The sequence below is a fragment of the Flavobacterium inviolabile genome, from assembly GCF_013389455.1.
In the GTDB taxonomy this organism is placed as follows: domain Bacteria; phylum Bacteroidota; class Bacteroidia; order Flavobacteriales; family Flavobacteriaceae; genus Flavobacterium; species Flavobacterium inviolabile.
Map to the genome: position 1 here is coordinate 3,883,950 of NZ_CP058278.1, position 21,448 is coordinate 3,905,397.

General features: G+C 42.5%; 15 protein-coding genes and 1 tRNA gene. 7 read left to right on the plus strand and 9 right to left on the minus strand.

Going from position 1 to position 21,448, the window contains the following annotated elements; genetic code table 11:
* The first annotated feature begins 31 nt into the window (after positions 1-31).
* From HW120_RS17545 to HW120_RS17560, 4 genes are all read left to right on the plus strand, one after another.
* Complete coding sequence (locus HW120_RS17545; protein ID WP_177736025.1) at positions 32-1,924, plus strand: RecQ family ATP-dependent DNA helicase; 1,893 nt, start codon at positions 32-34, stop codon at positions 1,922-1,924.
* Positions 1,924-2,871 carry a methionyl-tRNA formyltransferase gene (fmt, locus tag HW120_RS17550; protein ID WP_177736027.1) on the plus strand — a complete coding sequence of 316 codons (948 nt, stop codon included), beginning with the start codon at positions 1,924-1,926 and terminating at the stop codon, positions 2,869-2,871. The genes HW120_RS17545 and fmt overlap by 1 nt, the downstream gene beginning before the upstream one ends.
* A 178-nt stretch (positions 2,872-3,049) precedes the next feature.
* Entirely contained in the window at positions 3,050-3,325 is a 276-nt protein-coding gene (locus HW120_RS17555) for an HU family DNA-binding protein (protein ID WP_136402359.1), read from the plus strand.
* Between the two features lie 118 nt (positions 3,326-3,443).
* A complete protein-coding gene (locus tag HW120_RS17560; protein WP_177736029.1) occupies positions 3,444-4,004 on the plus strand; it encodes a YqgE/AlgH family protein in 561 nt (186 codons plus the stop codon).
* Here HW120_RS17560 and HW120_RS17565 read toward each other — a convergent pair.
* On the minus strand, positions 4,001-4,840 hold the full coding sequence (locus HW120_RS17565; protein WP_177736031.1) for an aminotransferase class IV: 840 nt from the start codon (positions 4,838-4,840) through the stop codon (positions 4,001-4,003). The genes HW120_RS17560 and HW120_RS17565 overlap by 4 nt on opposite strands.
* 52 nt (positions 4,841-4,892) lie before the next feature.
* A complete protein-coding gene (locus HW120_RS17570) occupies positions 4,893-5,285 on the minus strand; it encodes an START-like domain-containing protein (RefSeq protein ID WP_177736033.1) in 393 nt (130 codons plus the stop codon).
* Between the two features lie 148 nt (positions 5,286-5,433).
* Between HW120_RS17570 and HW120_RS17575 the strand changes: the two genes are divergently transcribed.
* Positions 5,434-5,507, plus strand: a tRNA-Met gene (locus HW120_RS17575).
* A 243-nt stretch (positions 5,508-5,750) separates the two neighbouring features.
* Here HW120_RS17575 and HW120_RS17580 read toward each other — a convergent pair.
* The 7 genes from HW120_RS17580 to HW120_RS17610 form a co-directional block, all read right to left on the minus strand.
* Complete coding sequence (locus HW120_RS17580; protein WP_177736035.1) at positions 5,751-6,500, minus strand: hypothetical protein; 750 nt, start codon at positions 6,498-6,500, stop codon at positions 5,751-5,753.
* Between the two features lie 103 nt (positions 6,501-6,603).
* The gene (locus HW120_RS17585; protein WP_177736036.1) at positions 6,604-7,278 is read right to left on the minus strand and encodes a hypothetical protein; all 675 of its coding nucleotides are present in this window, start codon (positions 7,276-7,278) and stop codon (positions 6,604-6,606) included.
* Positions 7,275-8,930, minus strand: a complete 1,656-nt coding sequence (locus HW120_RS17590) for a hypothetical protein (protein WP_177736039.1) — start codon at positions 8,928-8,930, stop codon at positions 7,275-7,277. Before HW120_RS17590 ends, HW120_RS17585 begins: the two co-directional genes overlap by 4 nt.
* 2 nt (positions 8,931-8,932) lie before the next feature.
* Positions 8,933-9,547, minus strand: a complete 615-nt coding sequence (locus tag HW120_RS17595; RefSeq protein ID WP_177736042.1) for a hypothetical protein — start codon at positions 9,545-9,547, stop codon at positions 8,933-8,935.
* Complete coding sequence (locus HW120_RS17600; RefSeq protein WP_177736045.1) at positions 9,547-10,083, minus strand: hypothetical protein; 537 nt, start codon at positions 10,081-10,083, stop codon at positions 9,547-9,549. Before HW120_RS17600 ends, HW120_RS17595 begins: the two co-directional genes overlap by 1 nt.
* A 16-nt stretch (positions 10,084-10,099) precedes the next feature.
* Entirely contained in the window at positions 10,100-11,311 is a 1,212-nt protein-coding gene (locus tag HW120_RS17605) for an ankyrin repeat domain-containing protein (RefSeq protein WP_177736047.1), read from the minus strand.
* A gap of 99 nt (positions 11,312-11,410) precedes the next feature.
* Positions 11,411-11,977, minus strand: coding sequence for a hypothetical protein (locus HW120_RS17610; protein ID WP_177736049.1), 567 nt, complete (start codon positions 11,975-11,977; stop codon positions 11,411-11,413).
* 736 nt (positions 11,978-12,713) lie between these two features.
* Between HW120_RS17610 and HW120_RS17615 the strand changes: the two genes are divergently transcribed.
* Entirely contained in the window at positions 12,714-16,739 is a 4,026-nt protein-coding gene (locus tag HW120_RS17615) for a M14 family zinc carboxypeptidase (RefSeq protein WP_177736052.1), read from the plus strand.
* A gap of 81 nt (positions 16,740-16,820) precedes the next feature.
* A complete protein-coding gene (locus tag HW120_RS17620; RefSeq protein ID WP_177736055.1) occupies positions 16,821-21,362 on the plus strand; it encodes a LamG-like jellyroll fold domain-containing protein in 4,542 nt (1,513 codons plus the stop codon).
* Positions 21,363-21,448 lie beyond the last annotated feature (86 nt).

Below are 21,448 nucleotides of genomic sequence, written 5' to 3' on the forward strand. Positions count from 1 at the left end.
TTGACGCAGCAGGACTCCTAACATTTATTTGATGTCTGAAGCTCTAAAAACTCTTCAAAAATATTGGAAGTACGACAGTTTTCGGGATCCTCAGGACATGATTATTCAGTCTGTCCTTGACGGAAAAGATACGTTTGCACTATTGCCAACCGGAGGCGGAAAATCAATTTGCTTTCAGGTTCCGGGCATTATGCTGCCGGGTATCTGCCTTGTTATTTCCCCTTTAGTAGCCCTGATGAAGGACCAGGTACAAAACCTGCAAAAAAGAAACATTAAAGCAATTGCCCTAACCGGCGGAATTTCGTCCGATGAAATTATCGACCTGTTAGACAACTGCCAGTTTGGAAACTACAAATTCCTGTATGTTTCTCCGGAACGACTGCAGTCGGACTGGATTATCGAAAGAATCAAAGGACTGCCGATTAACCTGATTGCCATTGACGAAGCACATTGTGTTTCCCAATGGGGACATGATTTCCGCCCGGCCTATCTTAAAATTGCAACTTTAAAAAGTTTTTTTCCAAAAGTTCCTTTCCTGGCACTGACCGCATCGGCAACCGAACGCGTACAGGAAGACATCTGTAAAGAACTGCTCCTGGACAATCCCGTTCTTTTTAAAAAATCCTTTGCCCGGGAAAATATCGCCTATATGGTCTTTGAGGCCGAAGACAAATTACACCGGATAACCCAGATGCTGACCAAAAATCCGGGGCCTTCCATTATTTACGTCCGCAACAGGAAATCCTGCCACGATATAGCCGCACAGCTCACCTCGCTGGGATTCCGTACCGCTTTTTATCACGGCGGATTATCCACCAAGGACAAGGAACGGCAAATGCAGCTCTGGATGGAAGAAAGCGCACAGGTGATTATTGCCACCAATGCTTTCGGAATGGGCATTGACAAGCCCAACGTTAAAACGGTAATCCACGTTCAGCTGCCCGAAAATCTTGAAAATTATTACCAGGAGGCCGGAAGAGCCGGAAGAAACGGTGAAAAAGCGTTTGCGGTTACCCTGATCGCACCTTCCGACATTGGCACCACCAAAAATCAGTTTATAGAAGTACTGCCAGACAAAACTTTTTTAAAGGAAGTCTATATCAAGCTCAACAACTATTTCCAGATTGCTTACGGCGAAGGCTTTAACGATTCCTTTTCGTTCAATCTGAATCATTTTTGCCTGCATTATAAATTCCCGGTTTTAAAAACCTTTAATGCCCTACAGTTTTTAGACCGCCAGGGCGTGATTACCTTATCGGCGACTTTCTCCGAAAAAGTGACCATCCAGTTCCTGTTACCCAGCAAGGAGATCATCCGGTATATCAGCCTGAACAGTGCAGACGAAGCGGTTATTGTTGCTGTTTTGCGGAATTACCCGGGTGTTTACGATATGGAAACCCCTATTAACAGCAGTTTGATCGCCCGTAAGGCAGGTACCTCTGAAGATACCGTTTTTCAGATTTTAAAGCGTTTACACGAAAAAGAAATCATAAGCTTTAACAGCCAGGCAAACGACAGCCAGCTCACTTTTAACGAAGTACGGGAAGACAGCCTTACCATTAACAGGCTTTCCAAGTTTTTAGAAAAGCAAAACGACCTGAAAATTGCCCAATTTGAAGCGGTTGTTGCCTATATGACCGATAAAAAACTATGCAAGAGCCGTTTTATTCTAAACTATTTCGGCGAGCAAAACACTACCGATTGCGGCAGCTGCTCCGTTTGCATCACCAGAAAGAAAGCACCGTCCGATCCTGTAGCCACCGCAAAGGAGATCGTGGCGCTTTTAAAAAATAGTCCGCTAACGTCAAGAGAAATTGAAAACAGGCTTAATTTAACGCCGGAGGAAACTATATTTGCAATTCAGCTGCTGCTGGAATACAACAGCATTACCCTAAACACTAAAAATCAATACCTTTTAAAATAATGAATACGCTACGAATCGTTTTTATGGGAACTCCCGATTTTGCAGTCGGAATTCTGGACACTATATATCAAAACAATTATGAAATTGCCGCTGTAATCACAGCTCCGGACAAACCTGCCGGACGCGGGCAAAAATTAAAATATTCTGCCGTAAAGGAATATGCATTAGCAAAAAACCTTCCGATACTGCAGCCGACAAATTTAAAGGACCCGTCTTTTTTAAGCGAATTAAAAAGTCTGAATGCCAATCTGCAGATCGTGGTGGCTTTCCGGATGCTGCCGGAAGCAGTCTGGAAAATGCCAAGCCTGGGGACTTTTAACCTTCATGCCTCCCTGCTGCCGGAATACCGTGGTGCTGCCCCGATTAACTGGGCAATCATTAACGGTGAAACCAAAACCGGAGTGACTACTTTTTTTATTGATGATAAAATCGATACCGGTGCTATGATTTTAAGTTCCGAAACCGAAATTGAACCCAATGAAACTGCCGGCGAGCTGCACGACAGGCTGATGCACCTGGGAAGCGACACCGTGATCCGGACTTTACAGCAAATTGAAAAAGGCGACGTTACCACAACCATACAGGCCGAAAGCAGCGACATTAAAACCGCTTATAAACTCAATAAAGAAAACTGCAAAGTAGACTGGAGCAAAAAAGGAGAAGAAATTCACAACCTGGTAAGAGGTTTAAGTCCCTACCCGGCTGCCTGGTGTTTTATAAACGACAAAGAACAGGAATGGAACGTGAAGCTTTATGAGACTTCTTTTGAAGCGGCAAACCATGATTTTGCTGCCGGAAAGATTCTGGCAACAAAAAAAGATTTAAAGGTCGCTGTACAAAACGGTTACGTTCAGATTCACCAATTACAATTTCCCGGAAAGAAGCGAATGAAGACATCCGAACTCTTAAACGGAATTGTTTTTTCTGAAAACGCAATCGCTTCTTAAGTGGCGTAAACACTAATATTTGCAAAAATTTGAGAAAAACAACTAAGTTTATTAACAATCGCACTTAGTTATCAACATTTTACCGTAAAAACAGCCAAAAGACTTGTGTAATTGGGAAATCCACATAATTTTGTAAGACAATTAATTAATTTTAACCAAACAATTAATAACTAGAATTATGAACAAATCAGAATTAATCGATGCAATCGCTGCAGACGCAGGTATTACTAAAGCAGCTGCTAAATTAGCTTTAGAGTCTTTTTTAAATAATGTTGAAGGTACTTTAGCTAAAGGTGGAAGAGTATCTTTAGTAGGTTTTGGTTCTTGGTCAGTTTCTAAAAGAGCTGCAAGAGAGGGAAGAAATCCTCAAACAGGAAAAACGATCAAAATTGCAGCTAAAAATGTTGTAAAATTCAAAGCTGGTGCTGAATTAGAAGGTTCTGTAAACAAATAATAATTTGTTAGACAAAAATAATAAAACCTCTCGTTGAGAGGTTTTTTTTATGCATTAAACGATTTTTTTTTGACCGATTCTATTTTTTTTGTTAAATTTAATTCTAAACTCTCAGGAAATGATTTCAATTAAGCCTCAAAAAGGAAATCTGCTCATTGCAGAGCCTTCAATTATAGGAGATCTTTCATTTAACAGATCCGTGATATTATTAGCCGACCACAACAGTGACGGTTCGGTAGGATTTATTTTAAACAAACCGCTGGGATATTCCATACAGGATTTAATCCCTGAAATCCATTCGAATTTTAAGATCTACAACGGCGGTCCGGTTGAGCAGGACAACCTGTATTTTATCCACAACGTTCCTGAATTAATTACCAACAGTATTGAAATTTCCAATGGAATCTATTGGGGCGGCGATTTCGAGTTAACCAAAGAACTGATCAACGCCGGAAAGATAAAAAAAGGGAATATCCGTTTTTTCCTGGGCTATACCGGTTGGGATATCCATCAGCTGGAACACGAACTTGAAGAAAATTCCTGGATTGTGAGTGAGAACAGTCATAAAAATAAAATCATTGGAAAATCCACTGTTCACTTCTGGAAAGAAAAAATCATGGAGCAGGGAGGCGATTACTTAATCTGGTCCAATGCTCCCGAAAATCCTGTATTAAATTAATTCAAACGGATAAAGGCGTTTAGCTTTTTAACCAAATCTGCTGAAAATTCTGTTTTATAGTCCTTTTTACGGTATTTCGTGATGGGCTGAACACCTTTTATCACATTCGTAAGAAACAACTCGTCTGCCTTCTGTAAATCGAAAGGAGAAATAGATTGTTCCACCACTTCCAGTCCTTCCATTTTTCGGGAAAGCGCCAGCACCTGTTTTCGCATGATACCGTTCAAACATCCGTCTGCAATGGGTGGTGTAATTAATTTGCCATCCATCAGCATAAAAAGATTTGCCTGCAGTGCTTCCACCACATTTTTCTCATCATTCATCACCAGGCAGTTTTCATAACCGTTTTCATAAGCAAAAATACTTCCGGTTATCTGCACCATTCTGTTCGTACTCTTTAAAGTCGAAAACAACTGCCTGGTCACATAGGCATCCTTAAACAATTCTACTTCATAAGCCGCAGCATCAAAAGCATACAGTGCATTTTCAAGCGGCTCGGCAGTAACGATAAAAGCCACTTCATTGGTTTTAGGCAGGTAAAAGCCGCCATTTTCCCGGAATACAGAAAAACGTACCCTGTAGGAAGCGACCTGCTCTTTTGTTTTCAAAAGTTCCAGCACCTGTGTTTCAAAATATTCCATCGTAAAGTTCATCGGAAGATCCATACGAAGGATTCTTGTGGAAGCCATTAACCGAAAATAATGATCTTCCAGGAAAAGAATTTTATTATCTAATACTTTCAACGTTTCAAAAACGGCATCGCCATACAGAAAACCTCTGTTTTCCTGAATCTGAATCCCCGAATTTTCAACTATTAAACCATTATAATTAATCATAAAAAAAGCCCTGATTTTATTTCAGGGCAAATATACTTTATATAAACCGAAACTACACAGAACCGATTACATGTTTTAAATCGGAAATCTGATTTTCCCACAGCAGCTTTGCTTCGTGCAAATCGCCATGTTCGGCAAAATCAACAACCATTAACGAAACGTCTTTTGTAATTTCATCTTCCAATATGCGCAACTCAAAATAATATTCGCTATCCTTATCATTATCATCAACCCAGCGGAACTTCACTTTTTCACCTGACTTTTTTGAAGCCAGCCGTGCTTTCTCCTCAGAATCATCCCAAATGAAGGTAAAAAACTCCCCTCTTGAGTTTACATTATCTGCAAACCATTCTGACAAACCGGAAGGCGTTGAAATATATTGATACAATAACTGGGGGGATGACATTATAGGAAATTCTAATTCGTATTTTACTTTACCTTCCATATATTAAATTTTTCGGAAATATATAGAATAATACATACAAAAAAAAAGAATTTCAGAAAAAATATTTTTTTTAAAAATATATTTGGAAGCTTCGAATTTAGTCTTATATTTGCACCCGCATTCAAGGATGTAACACGAAAGACGAAATGGCGAGGTAGCTCAGTTGGTTAGAGCGCAGGATTCATAACCCTGAGGTCACGGGTTCAACTCCCGTCCTCGCTACAAGGAAAATAAAGGGCTGATAGAAAATTCTATCAGCCCTTTTGCATTTGGTATAACGAGTCAGATCTATAAAAAAACATTTTAACTAATCGGTTAAAACATAAGACATTGGTGTTCTTTTTAATTCTTTTCGTACAATAAAAAAAATAAAAAGATAGCAGGAAAATTACTATTTCTGTATCCGGGTAAAGAGAAAGGTGCTCCCCTTTACAGGAATAAAGCGAAGCACCTGAGAAGAGAAATTTAGTCGCCTTTGCTTGCTGCAACGACCGTTTCGATAAATTCGTCCATCTGTTCGAGTTTTTCGTTTTCACCATTTTCTTCATATTGGACGCGCATCGAACGCAGGACATTCAGGAACTTTTCGAAAACATGTTCCCGGATGATCGGTGAATCGACTACTTTGTACAGACTGCGTAACATCCAGACACGGTTGTATTCCGTACGCGACATCACGACGTAAAAGCCCTGAGCCATTTCTACTGACCAATCGCGCAATTCAGTCAGAATTCGCGCTGCGCCGAATTGACCGGAAGCGATACTGTCAAAAAACGTCTCGATTTCTTCGAACAATCCGGCCGATGCTTCGTCATTTTGTTCCTTGAAAAATTCTTTGAGCGATTGCGCCGCGGTCTGCGCATTGATATAAACATTTCCGGACGGATAAATAAACCCAGAAAGGTCGATTTCGCCTCCGTAAATCCCGTCAATAAATATTGCAAGTCCCCGCAAATAATGTCCGACGTCCTCATGGGACAGATATTCGTTATACCCTGGCAATACTTCCATAAATTTATCGAGAGCGACGTTCCAATCTTCATGTTCCGCCCATCGCTCGATCAGGAAAACAGCACAGGTGCGTTCGATCATCTCGTGGTCCAGGTGGGCACTGGTGAGTGAATTGTTGCGGTAGCTGTCGAGGAAAAGATCGATTCCGCTGAAATAACCCTGGAGCGAATCACTTTTGAGTAATTCAAGTATTTGTTCTTTCATATATTCCGTTTAGGATAGTTTTCACTTATGTTGTAATCGAAGTACAACGCGTCGGGGTCGGTTTGTTTACCCTGAACTTCAGACGCGTTGCATTTTGATACCCTTAATTTTTTGTTTTTTTGACAATCTGTTCCATTAAAGCTTGCTGAAATTGCTCTTTCGGTAGTTCTTTTGGAATCGCAAACAATCCGTAGACAACATTACCGTACTTTATTCTGTCCGGAAAATCCTCTTCGAGGTCGATTATTGTACGTATTGTATAATTTTCATCGAGTAGAAACGGTAACTGTCCGTCATAGATCTTTGCAATCCTAATCCCATCGCTTTTCGTACCCATCGCTTTCGACATGTGTTCGGCGATTGCATTGCCTCCGTACATACTGTTCATGTTAACGAGTACGAAATTTTTGTCTACAGCCAGATCGAAACGCATCAGTTCGTAATTCGATTCATCCGGTTTTGGAAGCTTGAGCTGGTACTCCGAAGATTTAACCAAACTGTCGTTCGAATCCCAAACCGAAATTTTATAATTACCTGTCGGAACTTGCTGAATAAGCGATTCGTCCGGTTTGATTTTACTGTCGATGGTGTATATTTTCTCCAGTTTCCCGTCGGCCATTATTTGTTCAAAAGTCACGGATCGCAATTCTGTTCCCGTATTCATGAATTTAATAGCCTGAGTTGGCCCGGTGCTTCCGTTTTGAATATAATAAATTACATAGGCGATAGCTATTAAAGCGATAAACGCCAGGCAGCCGATTTTAAAAAATTTTTTCATAATTTTCGAAGTAAGTCACGTTCCCATTTTGCATCAATGGGCGTATTAAAATGTTTTTGTGTTATATAAGTGTTTCTTGTGTAACCTGAGACGTCTGAGTCGCCTGAAACGAGTTTCCATCTGTCGTAATCGATTTCCGTTGGAATATAACGTGCGATTAGTTTTGGTTCGCCGTTAATTTGTGCCAGTATAAAACAATCGTCCAACGTCATATCTTTCGGATTGGCGGCCGACAGGTAGCATACCCATATTTCTTCGTAATGACGATGGTCATACTGTACGATTTCATACAGGTAACGCGGTTTTGGTTGTTCGTTTTCAGATGTCCGAACTTTTTCCCACCCGAAATCGATTTCGCTATAATAACTCCTTGTTAAATCCGTCATCGCATGTAATTGGTCCTTCATGGAAGTGTCGTTAGAGCGCAAGGCTTTGGTTTCGATTTTGATGAAATCTTCTAAAAAATTCCTGACGCTATCCATTTTGATGCGTCTGTCGTTTTTGTGATACTCATAAAAAGTCCATTGGTCTTTAAGTACTTCGTTCAACACGTTCCAGCCTTGTCTTTGCGACAAGTCGATCGCATATTGCCACGAGGCTTCCACAAGGTCCAAACGTTTTGCAAGACCCGCCCAATAGGCCGCAGCTATCAAGGCATTCCAGCAGGATTCGGCATCGTTGTATTCTTCATCAAAACGCTTTGCAGCCATCCAGTGGTGCTCTCCTGCGTATTGTTTGCCTTCGATCAGGCTTGTAGCTTCATACAGCGGATGGTTGGCTACTTCTTCTGGCAAAAAACCTTCATGATCACGAGCTGAATTGATCGAGAGGCTCACGCCCCACATCATGCTTTTAGATTCACCATAGTGGTATTCATATTTTTTGAAGCCCATCTCATCGCAGTCCAATCCAAGCGGCATGCGCGCATACTTCCAAAGATGCCAATACTGCTTTTCCATTTGAGTTTTATTCTTAGGCTCCAGATCGTAAGCCCGTTCCGTGAGCGCACTACGCACGTATGCATTCCAGATACCATAGTCTTCCTCCTGGAATTCGGGTAGAAATTTCTTGTCGGCAATTAACTGAGCGAAAAGATCGAACGCTTTTTTGTGTTCGGGCGTGTCGTAATAATGGTTCCAGAAATCACAGAAAAAAACGTCACGGTTTTTCTTTGCTTTTTTAAAACGCTCCTGATTTTCCTCATCCAACAGATAGGACTTGAGAAAATCGAGATCCCCTTCTCCCAGATAATCAAAAAGCGGTTTCGACTGACTGATCGCGGCATCCATGTTGGATTTTAAAGCTTTGATTGCGGTAGCGGTTTCCATCAGTTTTAGGTATGCCATTGGAATCATCGCTTTCAGGTTGGGTGCCTGGGTGATGGCAGCCACATCACTGTAAAACCCGGTATAAACCTTTACCACGGGTTCGTCTTTCAAAGACGTCATACGAGGCGAAAGCGATACCGCTAAGGTGCTGCCGGATGCCGGTTCGAACGCAAAAGGAGCCAGAAACCAGAATCCGTTTTCAAACATGCGCATCTGTTTGAGCAGACTTCCCTTCCTGTTGAATTCGATTTTTAATGCCTCCCGGGTTTCCTGTCCTTCATACAGGCGACTTAGCTCGGCTTGTAAGCTATTTAACTGTATCATTTTTAGGTCGATTGGTGGAATTGACGCAGTAAACGCGTCTTTGGCGAATAGTACAGATTGTACGAACCATAGACTTCATCGTCGTAAAGTGTAGCGATGTATTCCATCACCTCGCCGTTTTCATCTTTAAAGATGTCGAGCGAATAATCGGTTTTGCGCACATTATCCTTTTCGTAGGTGGTTTGATCCCAAATAGGTTCCCCTCCCATGTAAATGCTTTCGCTTTTTACCGATTTGTCAACTTCGAAATAGATCGGCTCCTCTTTGTATCCGTAAAAATTGTCCTCCATTTCATCGGCACACCATTTGAGAAACTTCTCATCGAAATCCGAGATCGGGGTTTCGCTGTACGATACAATTTCGTATTTGTTGTCAGCGGTAAGCCTGAAATCGGCATAATCCAGAAAAACCGGCGTCACGATAAAATGGAACACAAGATCGGTGAATTCCGGTTTTATAAAATGCCCCGGAATACTGTATTGCGGCAACAGGATTTGCTGTTCGAAATGTTCAGGCTCGGCAAGGACGTCTGCGGGTTTCGGAAAAGAGACGATTATTTTGCTCAGGTCTTCCGGTTGGGCAACCTGCCTAAGTCCGATGGGTTTTGATCTTGCCATTACTTTGATTGTAAATTGTTACCGGATATGCTTTGAAGCGCTTGTCTGACTTCGTGCACGAGTTTTGCATTCTGCTCTTTTTCGCCTTTGAGTAATATCGATTTCAAAATGGCAACCAGGATAATCCCCGGAATAAGAGCAATCAGACCACCCAAACCGGCAGCGATTTTATGTCCCGGCAAAAACGCAAGCGGTTCGATATTGTTGTAACCCATATACGCACCGATCGCCAAAAACAAAAGCAGCACCGAATACGTGATCATGTTACCCATTTTGGATGATTCGCTCACATCGAGTTTCAAGACATCCCGAGTTGATTTTTCCCATTTCAAACCGACGGCGGCTCCTATTTTGTTGCCTTGGCGCACTTTTATTTCGTGTGACCAATTTTTGTCCGCATCCGTGAAATCATCGGCCGAAATGGCGTAGGACGAACCGAATTTAGATTGAAGTATTGATGTTATGTCGTTTGCTGCTTGCTTCAACGCTGTGTTTGTGTTTGCGTTGGGATTTATTTTATAAGTAATATTTTCCATGTTTTCAGGGGCTTATTTATGCTTTCGGTTTTATTTTTTTCGGAGTTAGCAGTTTCGCAATTTCGGCGTCGTTCCAATGCTCGGCTACCTCTTTTGCGGTGATTCCGGGAGAAAGCGGTCCTAAACCTTTGGTACTTCCGACAGAAGTGTCGAGACCGGCTTTGACCAGGATTTTAGCCATTTCGGCAGGTCCGCCAATATCGCCCAGGTAATGCCCGGCTGTCCATCCGTTTTCGTCGACTGCATTTATGTCCTGTTCCGGGTGGAGTTTGAAAAAAGCTTTCAACCCGTCGAGGCGTTTGCTGCGTGCGATGTAATGCAAGGACGCGATTCCTTCATTGTTCTTAATTTCAAAAGACGCGCCTTTTTTGGCCAATGCCGTCATCACTTCAGGCTCTCCTACAGAACACGCCATGATCATTGGCGTATTGCCGTTGTTACCACGGGCGTTTACGTCTGCACCTTTTTTGATCAAATATTGGGCAAGATAGATGCATTCCACATAGTTGCGATGCTGGGTTGGTCCCCAGGAATATCCGGAGATGTCGTATTGATCCATAAGCGAAAGCACACGTCCCTTTTCGTTTGCCCCGCCATTGAACGGTTTTATATAGCGGAAACAGCCATTGTCTATCTGGTATTTCACGTGTATACCGGAATTTGTTCCTTCAGATTCCCAATGTTCCACTTTGGCTTGTCCCATACGCAGCAAAACGTTGAGTAAAGGTGAAAATCCGAAATCATCCAGAGAATTTACGTCTGCACCGGCGTCGACAAGTCGCCATCCTATCGCATAACTGCCAAAAGAAGCAGCTACGTTCAAGGCCGTTTTCTGTTCCTGATCTCTGGCTTCGATCGGGGCTTTTTTGATTTCAGGCAGGTCGAGTATTTCGAAAAAGTTGTTTGCCGCAGCAACGTGTAGTACCGTTCCAAGGCTGGAAGTCACCACGTCGAGTTTAGCGCCGTTGTCAATTAGATCCCGTACGACATTTAGATGTTTGTAAGCTGCCGCTAAGTGGATCGGATAAAACGATTGGTTGTCGGCCACGTTCGGATTAGCACCGTGTTTGAGCAAAAGCTGTACGATTTCGCGATGGCCGTTTGCCGCCGCGCAATGCAAAGCGCCTGAATTTGGTCCCATGGCACTTGCATCTGCCCCTTTGGCGAGCATTTGCTTTACAGTTTCCAGATCACCTGCTTCAGAGGCGATTACGAGTTCTTTGTTCATATCCATATTTGTTTTTTGATTGGTTTGGTTGTTCAAATGGAAGCCCCGCCCCGGACAGCATTTTTATCCGAGGCCTGAAAAAGTAAGATGTATTTGAAATTATTTTGCCACAGTAGCTTTTGCTGCTTCGTACATTAACTTAACATCATCAGCACTGTAATCCGTGAATTGGTCAGGAGATTGGTCGTGGCTCATTCCTTCCTGTATAACAACGGAAGACTGGCCGGTGGTTACACCATAAGTGAAAGCCAGTTTACCTTCATTGTTCTGTTTCACAAAACCGGTCGGGTCTTCGGTCACGAATTTGTCAAAGCCAGGATTCATTTCCTTATCGCCTGTCATTTCCTTGATTAGTCCTACCGATTCTTCAGCATTTCCTTCGCGGATCGAAAAAGTCAGCTTGAACAATTTTCCGCCGTACACGAAGATTTCACCTTCTGTAGTGCTTTTAATAACTTTTGCATCTTTCGGAGCTTTTGTCACAACAGGAATTCCGTAGCTGCTCAAATCAAGATCAACGAATTCAGCGAATACCAGCGGTTTTTCAGGAGCAGCGGTTTCTTCTGTTGCAGCTGCTGCGCCTTCAGATTTGCTACCGTTGCAGCTGTAAGTCGTGATGGCAAGCGTCGCGATGGCTGCCAAAAGAAGGAATTTTTTGTTCTTCATGTTTATTATTATAGTTTTATTGGTTTCGGGTAAGCTTTTTTAAAATGAATGCGGGAATCTTTATGCGAATCGTGCCTGAACAATAGCAGCTATTGTTAATTGAATAAAAATCTATCGGGCGTTAAAAATTACCCTTAACAAAAATAGGAAAACTCCTATAACAAAATGTAATGAAAATGTGAAATATTTGCTTAATCCTTAACAGCAATAAGCTGAATATGACAAATCCGAAAATTTACCATCACATTCATTATTATTAATAAAATGTAAGGTCTCTTTTTTCTTCTCTTTATTTTTTTATTTCTACATCTAAAGAATTCAGAAATTTCCTGCTGAAAATACAATATAAAATTAATTCCGCAAAATAGTTGTATGTAAAAAGCAAACCGCAGCTAATCCGCCGATATACGTTTACAAAACAATCAGCTTCTTTTTTCAGGAAAAATTTTAGCTGCCTTTTAATTTATCACTTTGTTAATTTTCACTGAACCTTAAAATTCTTTTAAAAATCCAACACAACATGCTAATTACCTACAATTTGTAGTAACAAAATGTTATAAATAAATGATGATTTTTATCATTTGTTTAATCATAAATTAACCTTAAAATAACGATTAGTCACTATTTAAGATAAAAACAAAAAGATTTAATATCATTTTATTTAATAAACAATATTAATTAATAAAGTTATGTTAATTTTTTTTCATTAATTTTGAAGACCCAAAAGCCCAATTATATGAAAAAAACTACATTAATAATTTTATTATTATTAGTATTAACTACTGTATTTGCCCAAACCGAACCCAATCTTAAAAAAGCACAGAATTATTTAAACACTAAAGGAGAAGTAATCTTCACTTTTAAAGCTGCCAATCAGCAGCAATTTAAAAAATTAGCCGGCTTTTTATCTATCAGCCACAAACGAGTAGACCCGCAGGACTTAAAAGTCGAGGCTTATGCCGACAAAGAAGCTTTTCAAAAATTCCTGAAATACAACATCCCTTTTGAAGTTAGTACGACTGATAACGAGATTCCTTCAGAAGAAAACAAAAGCGCCCTGGCTCCAAATGCGCAGTGGGACACCAGTTGGGATGCCTATCCTACTTACTCCCAGTATGTCGCTAAAATGCAATATTATGCCACCACCTATCCAAACCTTTGTAAACTGGAAAACATAGGCAGTACTCCAAATGGACGAAATCTATATATCTTAAAAATATCCGACAATTGCCAGAGCGATGAAGCAGAACCGGAATTTTTCTATTCTTCTTCTATGCACGGGGATGAAATAACCGGCTTCCCTTTAATGATGCGGCTTATTGATTATCTGGTTACCCGTTACGGAACCGATACCGAAGTAACGAATCTTGTCAACACAACAGAGATCTATATCAGTCCGCTGTCCAATCCTGACGGCTCCTTTAAAACCGCCGGTAATGACGTAATGAACTCTGCCGGTAATGCTGCGACCCGTGCCAATGCAAACGGCAGGGATTTAAACCGTAATTACCCCGATCCGGTAAACGGACTGCATTCGGACACCTTTGCCTACCAGCCGGAAACATTAGCTTTTTTAGCTTTTGAAAAAACGAGAAATTTTGTATTGGCCGCCAACTTTCACGGTGGTGTAGAAGTCGTTAACTATCCGTGGGATGCTTATTCTTCGCCCAATCACCTGCATCCGCATGACAATCACTTTAAGTTTATTGCCAAAAACTATGCACAGTCCTGCCAGACGGCAAGCAACAACAACGGCTATATGGACGATGTATTTGCCAGTCAGTTTCCGGGAACCACAAACGGTTCACTCTGGTACACCGTTAGCGGCGGAAGACAGGATTACAACAACTACTTTATGCACAATAAAGAAGTGACCATTGAAATTTCGACAACAAAATTCCCGGCTTCTTCCGAACTTCCGAATTACTGGAATTACAATAAGCAAGCCTTTTTAGACTATATCAAACAGGCCAATTACGGTTTGCAGGGAAAAGTTACCGATGCTTCCGGAAACCCGATAAGTGCAAAAGTATACATCAGCAACTACGATTTAAAAGGCGCCTGGGTAAAAACCGGCACCTTACATGGCGATTACTACAAACTATTGATCGCCGGAAGCTACAATGTTATTTTTGAAGCGCCGGGCTATACGTCGCAGACAATTGCGGTAACCGTAACCAATAACAACACCACGGTTTTAAATGTGCAGATGGTGGCTGTAACGGCAGAACCCGCCGTAAACAATGCAACGATCTGTAAAGGAAAAACTGCCAGTCTTACCACTGCCGACAGCGGAACCATCAGATGGTATGACACCGCAAACAGTACCACCGCTTTAGCTACCGGAAGTTCTTATACCACACCTGTATTAAACGCTTCAAGATCCTACTTTGCAGAAAGAGAAATCCCTTTGGCAAACATCGGCCCTGCCAGTGCCACCGGAACCGCTACCGCAAAAGCTACCGTTGCAAACAAATACCTGACTTTTGACTGTACCAAACCTACAAAACTAAAATCGGTTGCGATTAAAACCAGTGCTACCGGAGAAATCATGGTAGAATTACAGGATAGTTCCGGAGCAATGCTGGAATCCAAAATGATCCGTATAACGGCAACCGGAGAACAGGACATCGATCTGGATTTTTTCCTTCCGGCACAAAACAACCTTCGCTTGATTTCAAGAGAAATTAACGGTTACAATCTTACTGTTGCCACCAGCGGAATTACCTACCCGATGTCTAACGGAACCGTTTCGATAAAAAGCAACAGCGGAACCGGTACCTTTTTTCAGTTCTTTAACTGGAAATTTGCCCCGGCAAAAAGTGCCCGGAAAGAAGTACAGGTTATCGTAAAACCCGATCCGGCCATCACCACCCTTACTCCTGACACCGCTCTTGAAGGAAGTGCAAATTTCACCCTGACCGTAAACGGAACAAATTTTGTAAACGGCGAATCGATCATCCAATGGAACGGTGTGAACAAAACAACGACTTTTATCAGCAATACCCAATTATCGGCTACAATCCTGGCGGCAGATATTGCAAACGACGGAACGGTTCCGGTAACCGTTTTGAACAACTGCAACAATTATGTATCACCGGTAACCAATTTCACGATTCAGGGAGTACCGTGTGCAACCACCACAACATGGAGTGGCAGCAGCTGGAATAACGGCGCTCCGAATAACGATGTTCATGCCGTTATCAACGGAAACTATACCTCATCGGCCAATCTGGAAGCCTGTTCTTTAACCATCAACGGAACCGCAACGGTTACCGTTCAGTCCGGGCATAACTTTATAATCACCAGAGCTGTTACGATTGCTTCGGGTGCCAATCTTGTTATTCAGAATAATGCCAATCTGGTACAGCTTGAAAACAGCACCAATACCGGAAATAGTAATGTTTACCGGAATAGTGCTCCGGCCATCCGTTTAGACTATACCAACTGGTCCTCACCGGTAGCGGCACAAAACCTGCTGGCTTTTTCACCACAAACGCTGACCAACCGTTTTTATGTTTACAATCCTTTAAACGGTTCTATCGGCGCTTACGAAACCATTAATCCGGCTACAAACCAGTTTACGGCAGCCAAAGGCTACCTGATACGCACACCAAACAGCTGGAGTACAACTCCTGCGGTTTTCCCGGGACATTTCACCGGAGTGCTGAATAATGGTGCAATCAATATCAACGCCGTTAAAGGAACCACTACCGGGTACAATTTAATTGGTAACCCTTATCCATCCACTATTAATGCTGTAGACTTTATCAATGCCAACATCAGCGGCACCGGAACAATCAACACGACTATTGACGGCAGTCTGTATTTCTGGACACATGCTACGCCGTCCAGTCCGACAACCGGTTTATACCCTTTAAACAACTATGCTAAATTCACAAAATTAGGCGGTACCGCTGCCCAAGCCGGCGGAGCCACACCAAACGGAATCATACAGGTCGGACAGGGCTTTATTGTGAATGCGGTAACCAACGGAACGGTTTCTTTCAGAAACAGCATGAGACTCATTAACAATGCCAATCAGTTCTTTAAAGTAAACAACCTGCCTGCCTTTACTGCAGACGAAACCATTGAAAAACACCGTATCTGGCTGAATTTAAGCGGCGATAACGACGCTTTCAGTCAAATCCTGATCGGGTACATGACCGGAGCAACCAACAATATCGACTATGGAATAGACGCCAAAGATTTCGGAACTGCCGGTGCTTCCTTATACAATGTTATTAACGATGAAGCCTATGCCATTCAGGGCCGTGCCGTTCCTTTTACCGAGAACGATATCGTTCCTTTAGGAATTAACGTTCCGGCAGCCGGAAATTACACGCTTTCCCTTGATCACTTTGACGGTATCTTCACGGACAATCAGGTCATTTTTATTAAAGACAACGTTTTAAATACTGTACACAATCTTAAAACCGGTAATTATACTTTCGCTGCAAACGAAGGGACATTCAACAACCGGTTTGAATTAATCTTTAAAAACAGCATCTTAGGGACTATCGATCCTGCTGCCGATAACGGAACAATCAGCATCAGCAAAACCGACGGTGTTCTTACGGTAAAATCGTCTAAAGAAAATTTAAAATCAGTTGCGGTTTATGACTTATTAGGAAGAGTCATTTACCAGGCTGACAATATTGACACACCGCTATTTACGGCCCATTTAATGACAAGCAAAGCCGTTTTATTAGTGAAAGTAATTACCCAGACCAATCAACCCATTTTTAAAAAAGTAATCTAGATTATTTGGCTCTTCCACTAGGAGCCAAATAAAATTATTAACAATCCATCCTCTACAAAATGAAAAAAACTACTTACAACTATGAAAGCAACAATGACCACATTAGTAAAACACTTACTGATTGTAGGACTTAGTTTTCTTCCCAATTTTTTATCGGGACAGACCACACAATTACAGCAGGAAAACTTTGAATCAGCAAGTACCTGGACAGCTTCTGGCGCTACCTTTACCACAACCAATGCCTACAACGGCACTTACAAAGCTGTCATCCCGGTTAATGGAAGTTCCATTACCTCGCCTGTTATTAACACGACAGGCTACAACAAAATCGATGTTCGCTTCTTTGTGAAAAGCAACAATGCAAACGCCGGTGACAAAATAACGCTGCAATACAGGGATAATTCCCTTGCCTCATGGTCGGACGTCAGAGTTGTCGAAAAAGGAACCCCAAGCGGAATCTCCTATAGAGATATCAATGACAACACCAATTACCATGCGCTTGTCGGAACTATTTTTTCAACCAGCTCCACATTTGCCGCCACCTCGCAATTCCGTTTTGTAACCACATCAGGATCTTCTTCCCGGCAGTTTTACATTGACTACATCACGGTTAGCGGTACAAAAGACAATACCATTGCTACCGGACCCGGCGGCATTACCAGCAATCTGGAAATGTGGCTGAGAGCCGACCTGGTAGACGGGGTCACTATCGGTACCGACGGTGCAAACGTGAACATCTGGACCGACAAAGGAAAAGGTCACGATGCCAAAGTTATTGACGCCACTAACGCTGCCCTGACCGTAAAACCTGTCTACCGAAATAACGCCTCCAAAAATATCAACTTCAATCCGGTGGTTGAGTTTGGCAACACGCCTTCCGCATCGGCATCCAATTATACCTATTTATCGAACAAAGCCGAATTACAGGGAACATCCGGTTTTTACAGTAACGATCTCTTTATTGTAGTCATTAACGACAACCCGGCTTCCCTTGTATCCACTTCATCCAGTGTCGATTTATTCTGTTCCCAGTCCCCGGCTTCGACCACTTATGCCAAAGATGGTACCGGAATTGGTTTCGGACAGTATTCTATTCGTCTTGACAATGAAGTAGTAAGCTACTGTATTGGTACCACGCCGGATCCCGTAGATCCCGATGTTAATACAAGAGGATATGGTCTGGCCCAGGTAAACGGAACCTTTTCCGGCGTTAACATCATCAACAGCCGGCACAACAGCACCAATACCAAACAGGAATTACACAGCAATGCCCTGAGCATATCCAATACAGAAGTAGGTACGCCTGCCTGGGTTGCAGTACAAAACAAAAGATTCTGGCTGGGCAGAAGCCAGCTTTTTGATGGTAGTTTCGGCGGCAGGATTGCAGAAGTAATCTCCTATTCTGCCCGAAAAAATGACGCTACAGAACGCAACCGAATTGAATCCTATTTAGCCATTAAATACGGTATCACTTTAGGCACTAACGGTACCAGTCAAAACTATGTGAACTCTGCCGGTACGACAATATGGAACATCGCACCAACAGGATTCAATTATGACATTGCCGGAATCGGAAGAGACGATGCCGCACAATTAAATCAGAAACAATCCAAAAGTATAAACTCCGGAGCGGTCATCACAATGGGACTCGGAGATATCTTTACGACCAACGCTGCAAACACCAATACTTTTGGCGCCGACAGAAGATGCCTTGTATGGGGCAGTAACGGACTTGCGATGACCAACAGCGGTTCTCCGGTAACCGTAAGCTTCGGTCCTTCAACCGTTACCACCTCAACGGATGTTACCAATAAAAAATGGAAGGTTGTGGAAACCGGCGGTGATGTTGCTACCGTTAAGGTTTCGCTGGCTACAACAGATCTGGCCAGTTTACCGGCTCTATCCGGAAACGATGCCTATGTAATGATCGTTGCCAGCGATGCGGCATTTACAACCGGCGTAGAAACCGTTTTCCTGAACACAAACGGATCCAATCAGGAATGTTTTTACGATTTTGACGGTACAAAATATATTGCGTTTGGGGTAGCCCACGAAGTAATTGCGTCCAGACACATTACTATTGACGGCGTTGATGATGCCGTAAAAGTAAGCAACGCAAACGACCTTACCGGAGCTTTCAGTATCATGGTATGGGCAAGACCTACAGGAGCGAACACTGCGCTTTCCGACAAAACAATTGTTTCCAAACACAACGGAACAACCGGATATCGTCTGGTAATACAAAACGATAATAAAATCAGAATGGAGTGGAACGGAACTTCTTTGGTTTCCAATACCACTTTACCGAATAACGAATGGCACAATATTGCCGCAATTTACAATTCCGGGACGCTGTCCTTATACATTGACGGTGTTTTGGACAAATCCGGAAGCATAACGGCACCAACGGCTACAACAAGCATCTTTACCATCGGTGCCGAATACAGAAGTAAAAGCAGCACCGTAAATGTGTTTAAAGGAGACATAGACGAGCTGCGTTTCTGGAACAGAGCCATCACTTTAGCCGAGCTGCGCTTTATCATGAACCAGGAGATCAATAACTCCGGAGCCAATACGATTGGTAAAATCATGCCTTCAACGGTTACCAAAAATGACATCAGCGCACTAACATGGGCGAGCCTGACCGCTTATTATTCGATGAATACCTACATTGGCACCCATATTAATGACGATTCTGTAAACAACAACAGAGGAAGCCTGGTTACTCCGGATAAAACCGGTGTCAATACCCAGACAGCACCAATGCCTTATGACAGTGCTGCCAATGGTCTTTGGTCGGATACCGCAACATGGACTAACGGAACCACCTTTGCCTTACCGTCGGCATTGTCGATAATAGACAACAGCACGACCATTGACTGGAACATTGTGAGAACCTCACACACCATTACTTCCAATGGTAACAAAACGCTGTTAGGATTCTTTGTAAACGCCAATACCGTTAATGCTGCCAACGATTCCAAAATAGAGATCAGCCACTTTTTAAGGCTAAACGGAAAAATTGACTTACAGGGCAAATCCCAATTGGTGCAAACCTTTAATTCCGATCTTGACCCTACCAGTTCCGGTTCTATTGAACGCGATCAGCAAGGACAGAAAAGCATTTACAACTACAACTACTGGTCGTCACCCGTTGGCGCGATCAACAGCACGACCAACAACAATAACTATACGGTAAATGGTGTTCTAAGAGACGGAACAAACACCGCAACACCAGTTGCCATAAACTGGGTAAACGGTATGGACGGTTCCACAGGAACACCAATTAACCTGGCAAGACGCTGGATTTATAAATTCCAGAACCTTTCTGACCTTTATGCAAACTGGACACAAATATTCGAAACCGGAATATTGGCGCCTTCAAACGGATTTACCATGAAAGGCAGCGGAACGGCTACTGCAACACAAAACTATGTGTTTGTCGGAAAACCATACAACGGCAGAATAAACGGCACCGTTTCGCCCAACAATATTAATTTAAGCGGAAACCCTTATGCCTCAGCTTTAGATGCCCAACAGTTCATTACCGATAATGCTGCTGTTATTAACGGATCGATTTACTTCTGGGAACACTATCCTACGAACAACACCCATGTATTGCTTCAGTATCAGGGCGGTTATGCCACCCGGAACTTTTCTGGCGGAACACCGCCGGTAGCGCCGTTTGGCATCAGCGGATTAGGATCCAGCGCAAGGGTTCCGAACCGTTATATCCCGGTTGGGCAGGGCTTCTTTATACAGGCAAATGCTACCGGAGGAACTATTGTGTTCGACAATAACCAAAGAACCTTTGTTAAAGAAGATGCCCCAACATCGAACATCATGTTTAAAAACGCTTCCGGCGCCAATACCCAGATGTCGACTTCAGATCATTTTAACGACAATACGAATGACAGCACTACCGCCGAAGACACATTTGCCAGAATACGCCTGGGCTTCACTTCCCACAATGGTAATCACAGACAGTTATTACTTGCCTTTATGGAAGAACATGCAACAGACGGATGGGATTACGGTTACGACGGCATTGTTCTTGACGACGATTTAGTACAGGATATGTTATTCCTTCTGGACGATAAAAAATTAGTTATCCAGGGTGTCGGTTACTTCAATGCAAGCGCTATTTACCCGTTATTGGTCAGAACCGATGTTGCCGGTGAAGTAAAATTCATGATCGATGAACTGGAAAACTTTAACCCGAATCAGCCTATCTATATTTATGACAACGTTACAAATGGATACCATGATATCCGAAATGCTCCTTTTGCTCTTGAAATTCCGGCAGGAGAAAACACAAGCCGTTTTTCATTACGTTTTGAAAAACAAAAACTTGCCGTTACAGAATTTGACTGGAGCGCGGTTAAGATGACTTACCTTCAGGGGAACAACCAGATTAAGATCAATAACGGGCTTACAGATGGCACCCGTATCGAAAAAGTAATGCTTTACAATATAACTGGACAGCTGCTTGGCACGTGGAAAACAGACAACATGGACCAGCAGGAAATCCTGCTGCCGGTTCGCAATGTAAGCACCGGTACCTATATTATAAAAGCCGACACTAACAAAGGTTCGCTCAGCCAGAAAACAATCATCAGATAATAAAAACAGCAGCCCCGTTTTGGGGCTGTTGTCATTTTTAGATTTTAATTCTGCTTTAAAAAAAGTAACTTTGTCTTTCTATATAT

Excerpts from the sequence above, each read along its gene's own strand:
- HW120_RS17545 (WP_177736025.1), top strand. The coding sequence starts at position 32 with ATGTCTGAAGCTCTAAAAACTCTTCAAAAATATTGGAAGTACGACAGT.
- fmt (WP_177736027.1), top strand. The coding sequence starts at position 1,924 with ATGAATACGCTACGAATCGTTTTTATGGGAACTCCCGATTTTGCAGTC.
- HW120_RS17555 (WP_136402359.1), top strand. The coding sequence starts at position 3,050 with ATGAACAAATCAGAATTAATCGATGCAATCGCTGCAGACGCAGGTATT.
- HW120_RS17560 (WP_177736029.1), top strand. The coding sequence starts at position 3,444 with ATGATTTCAATTAAGCCTCAAAAAGGAAATCTGCTCATTGCAGAGCCT.
- HW120_RS17565 (WP_177736031.1), bottom strand. The coding sequence starts at position 4,840 with ATGATTAATTATAATGGTTTAATAGTTGAAAATTCGGGGATTCAGATT.
- HW120_RS17570 (WP_177736033.1), bottom strand. The coding sequence starts at position 5,285 with ATGGAAGGTAAAGTAAAATACGAATTAGAATTTCCTATAATGTCATCC.
- HW120_RS17580 (WP_177736035.1), bottom strand. The coding sequence starts at position 6,500 with ATGAAAGAACAAATACTTGAATTACTCAAAAGTGATTCGCTCCAGGGT.
- HW120_RS17585 (WP_177736036.1), bottom strand. The coding sequence starts at position 7,278 with ATGAAAAAATTTTTTAAAATCGGCTGCCTGGCGTTTATCGCTTTAATA.
- HW120_RS17590 (WP_177736039.1), bottom strand. The coding sequence starts at position 8,930 with ATGATACAGTTAAATAGCTTACAAGCCGAGCTAAGTCGCCTGTATGAA.
- HW120_RS17595 (WP_177736042.1), bottom strand. The coding sequence starts at position 9,547 with ATGGCAAGATCAAAACCCATCGGACTTAGGCAGGTTGCCCAACCGGAA.
- HW120_RS17600 (WP_177736045.1), bottom strand. The coding sequence starts at position 10,083 with ATGGAAAATATTACTTATAAAATAAATCCCAACGCAAACACAAACACA.
- HW120_RS17605 (WP_177736047.1), bottom strand. The coding sequence starts at position 11,311 with ATGAACAAAGAACTCGTAATCGCCTCTGAAGCAGGTGATCTGGAAACT.
- HW120_RS17610 (WP_177736049.1), bottom strand. The coding sequence starts at position 11,977 with ATGAAGAACAAAAAATTCCTTCTTTTGGCAGCCATCGCGACGCTTGCC.
- HW120_RS17615 (WP_177736052.1), top strand. The coding sequence starts at position 12,714 with ATGAAAAAAACTACATTAATAATTTTATTATTATTAGTATTAACTACT.
- HW120_RS17620 (WP_177736055.1), top strand. The coding sequence starts at position 16,821 with ATGAAAGCAACAATGACCACATTAGTAAAACACTTACTGATTGTAGGA.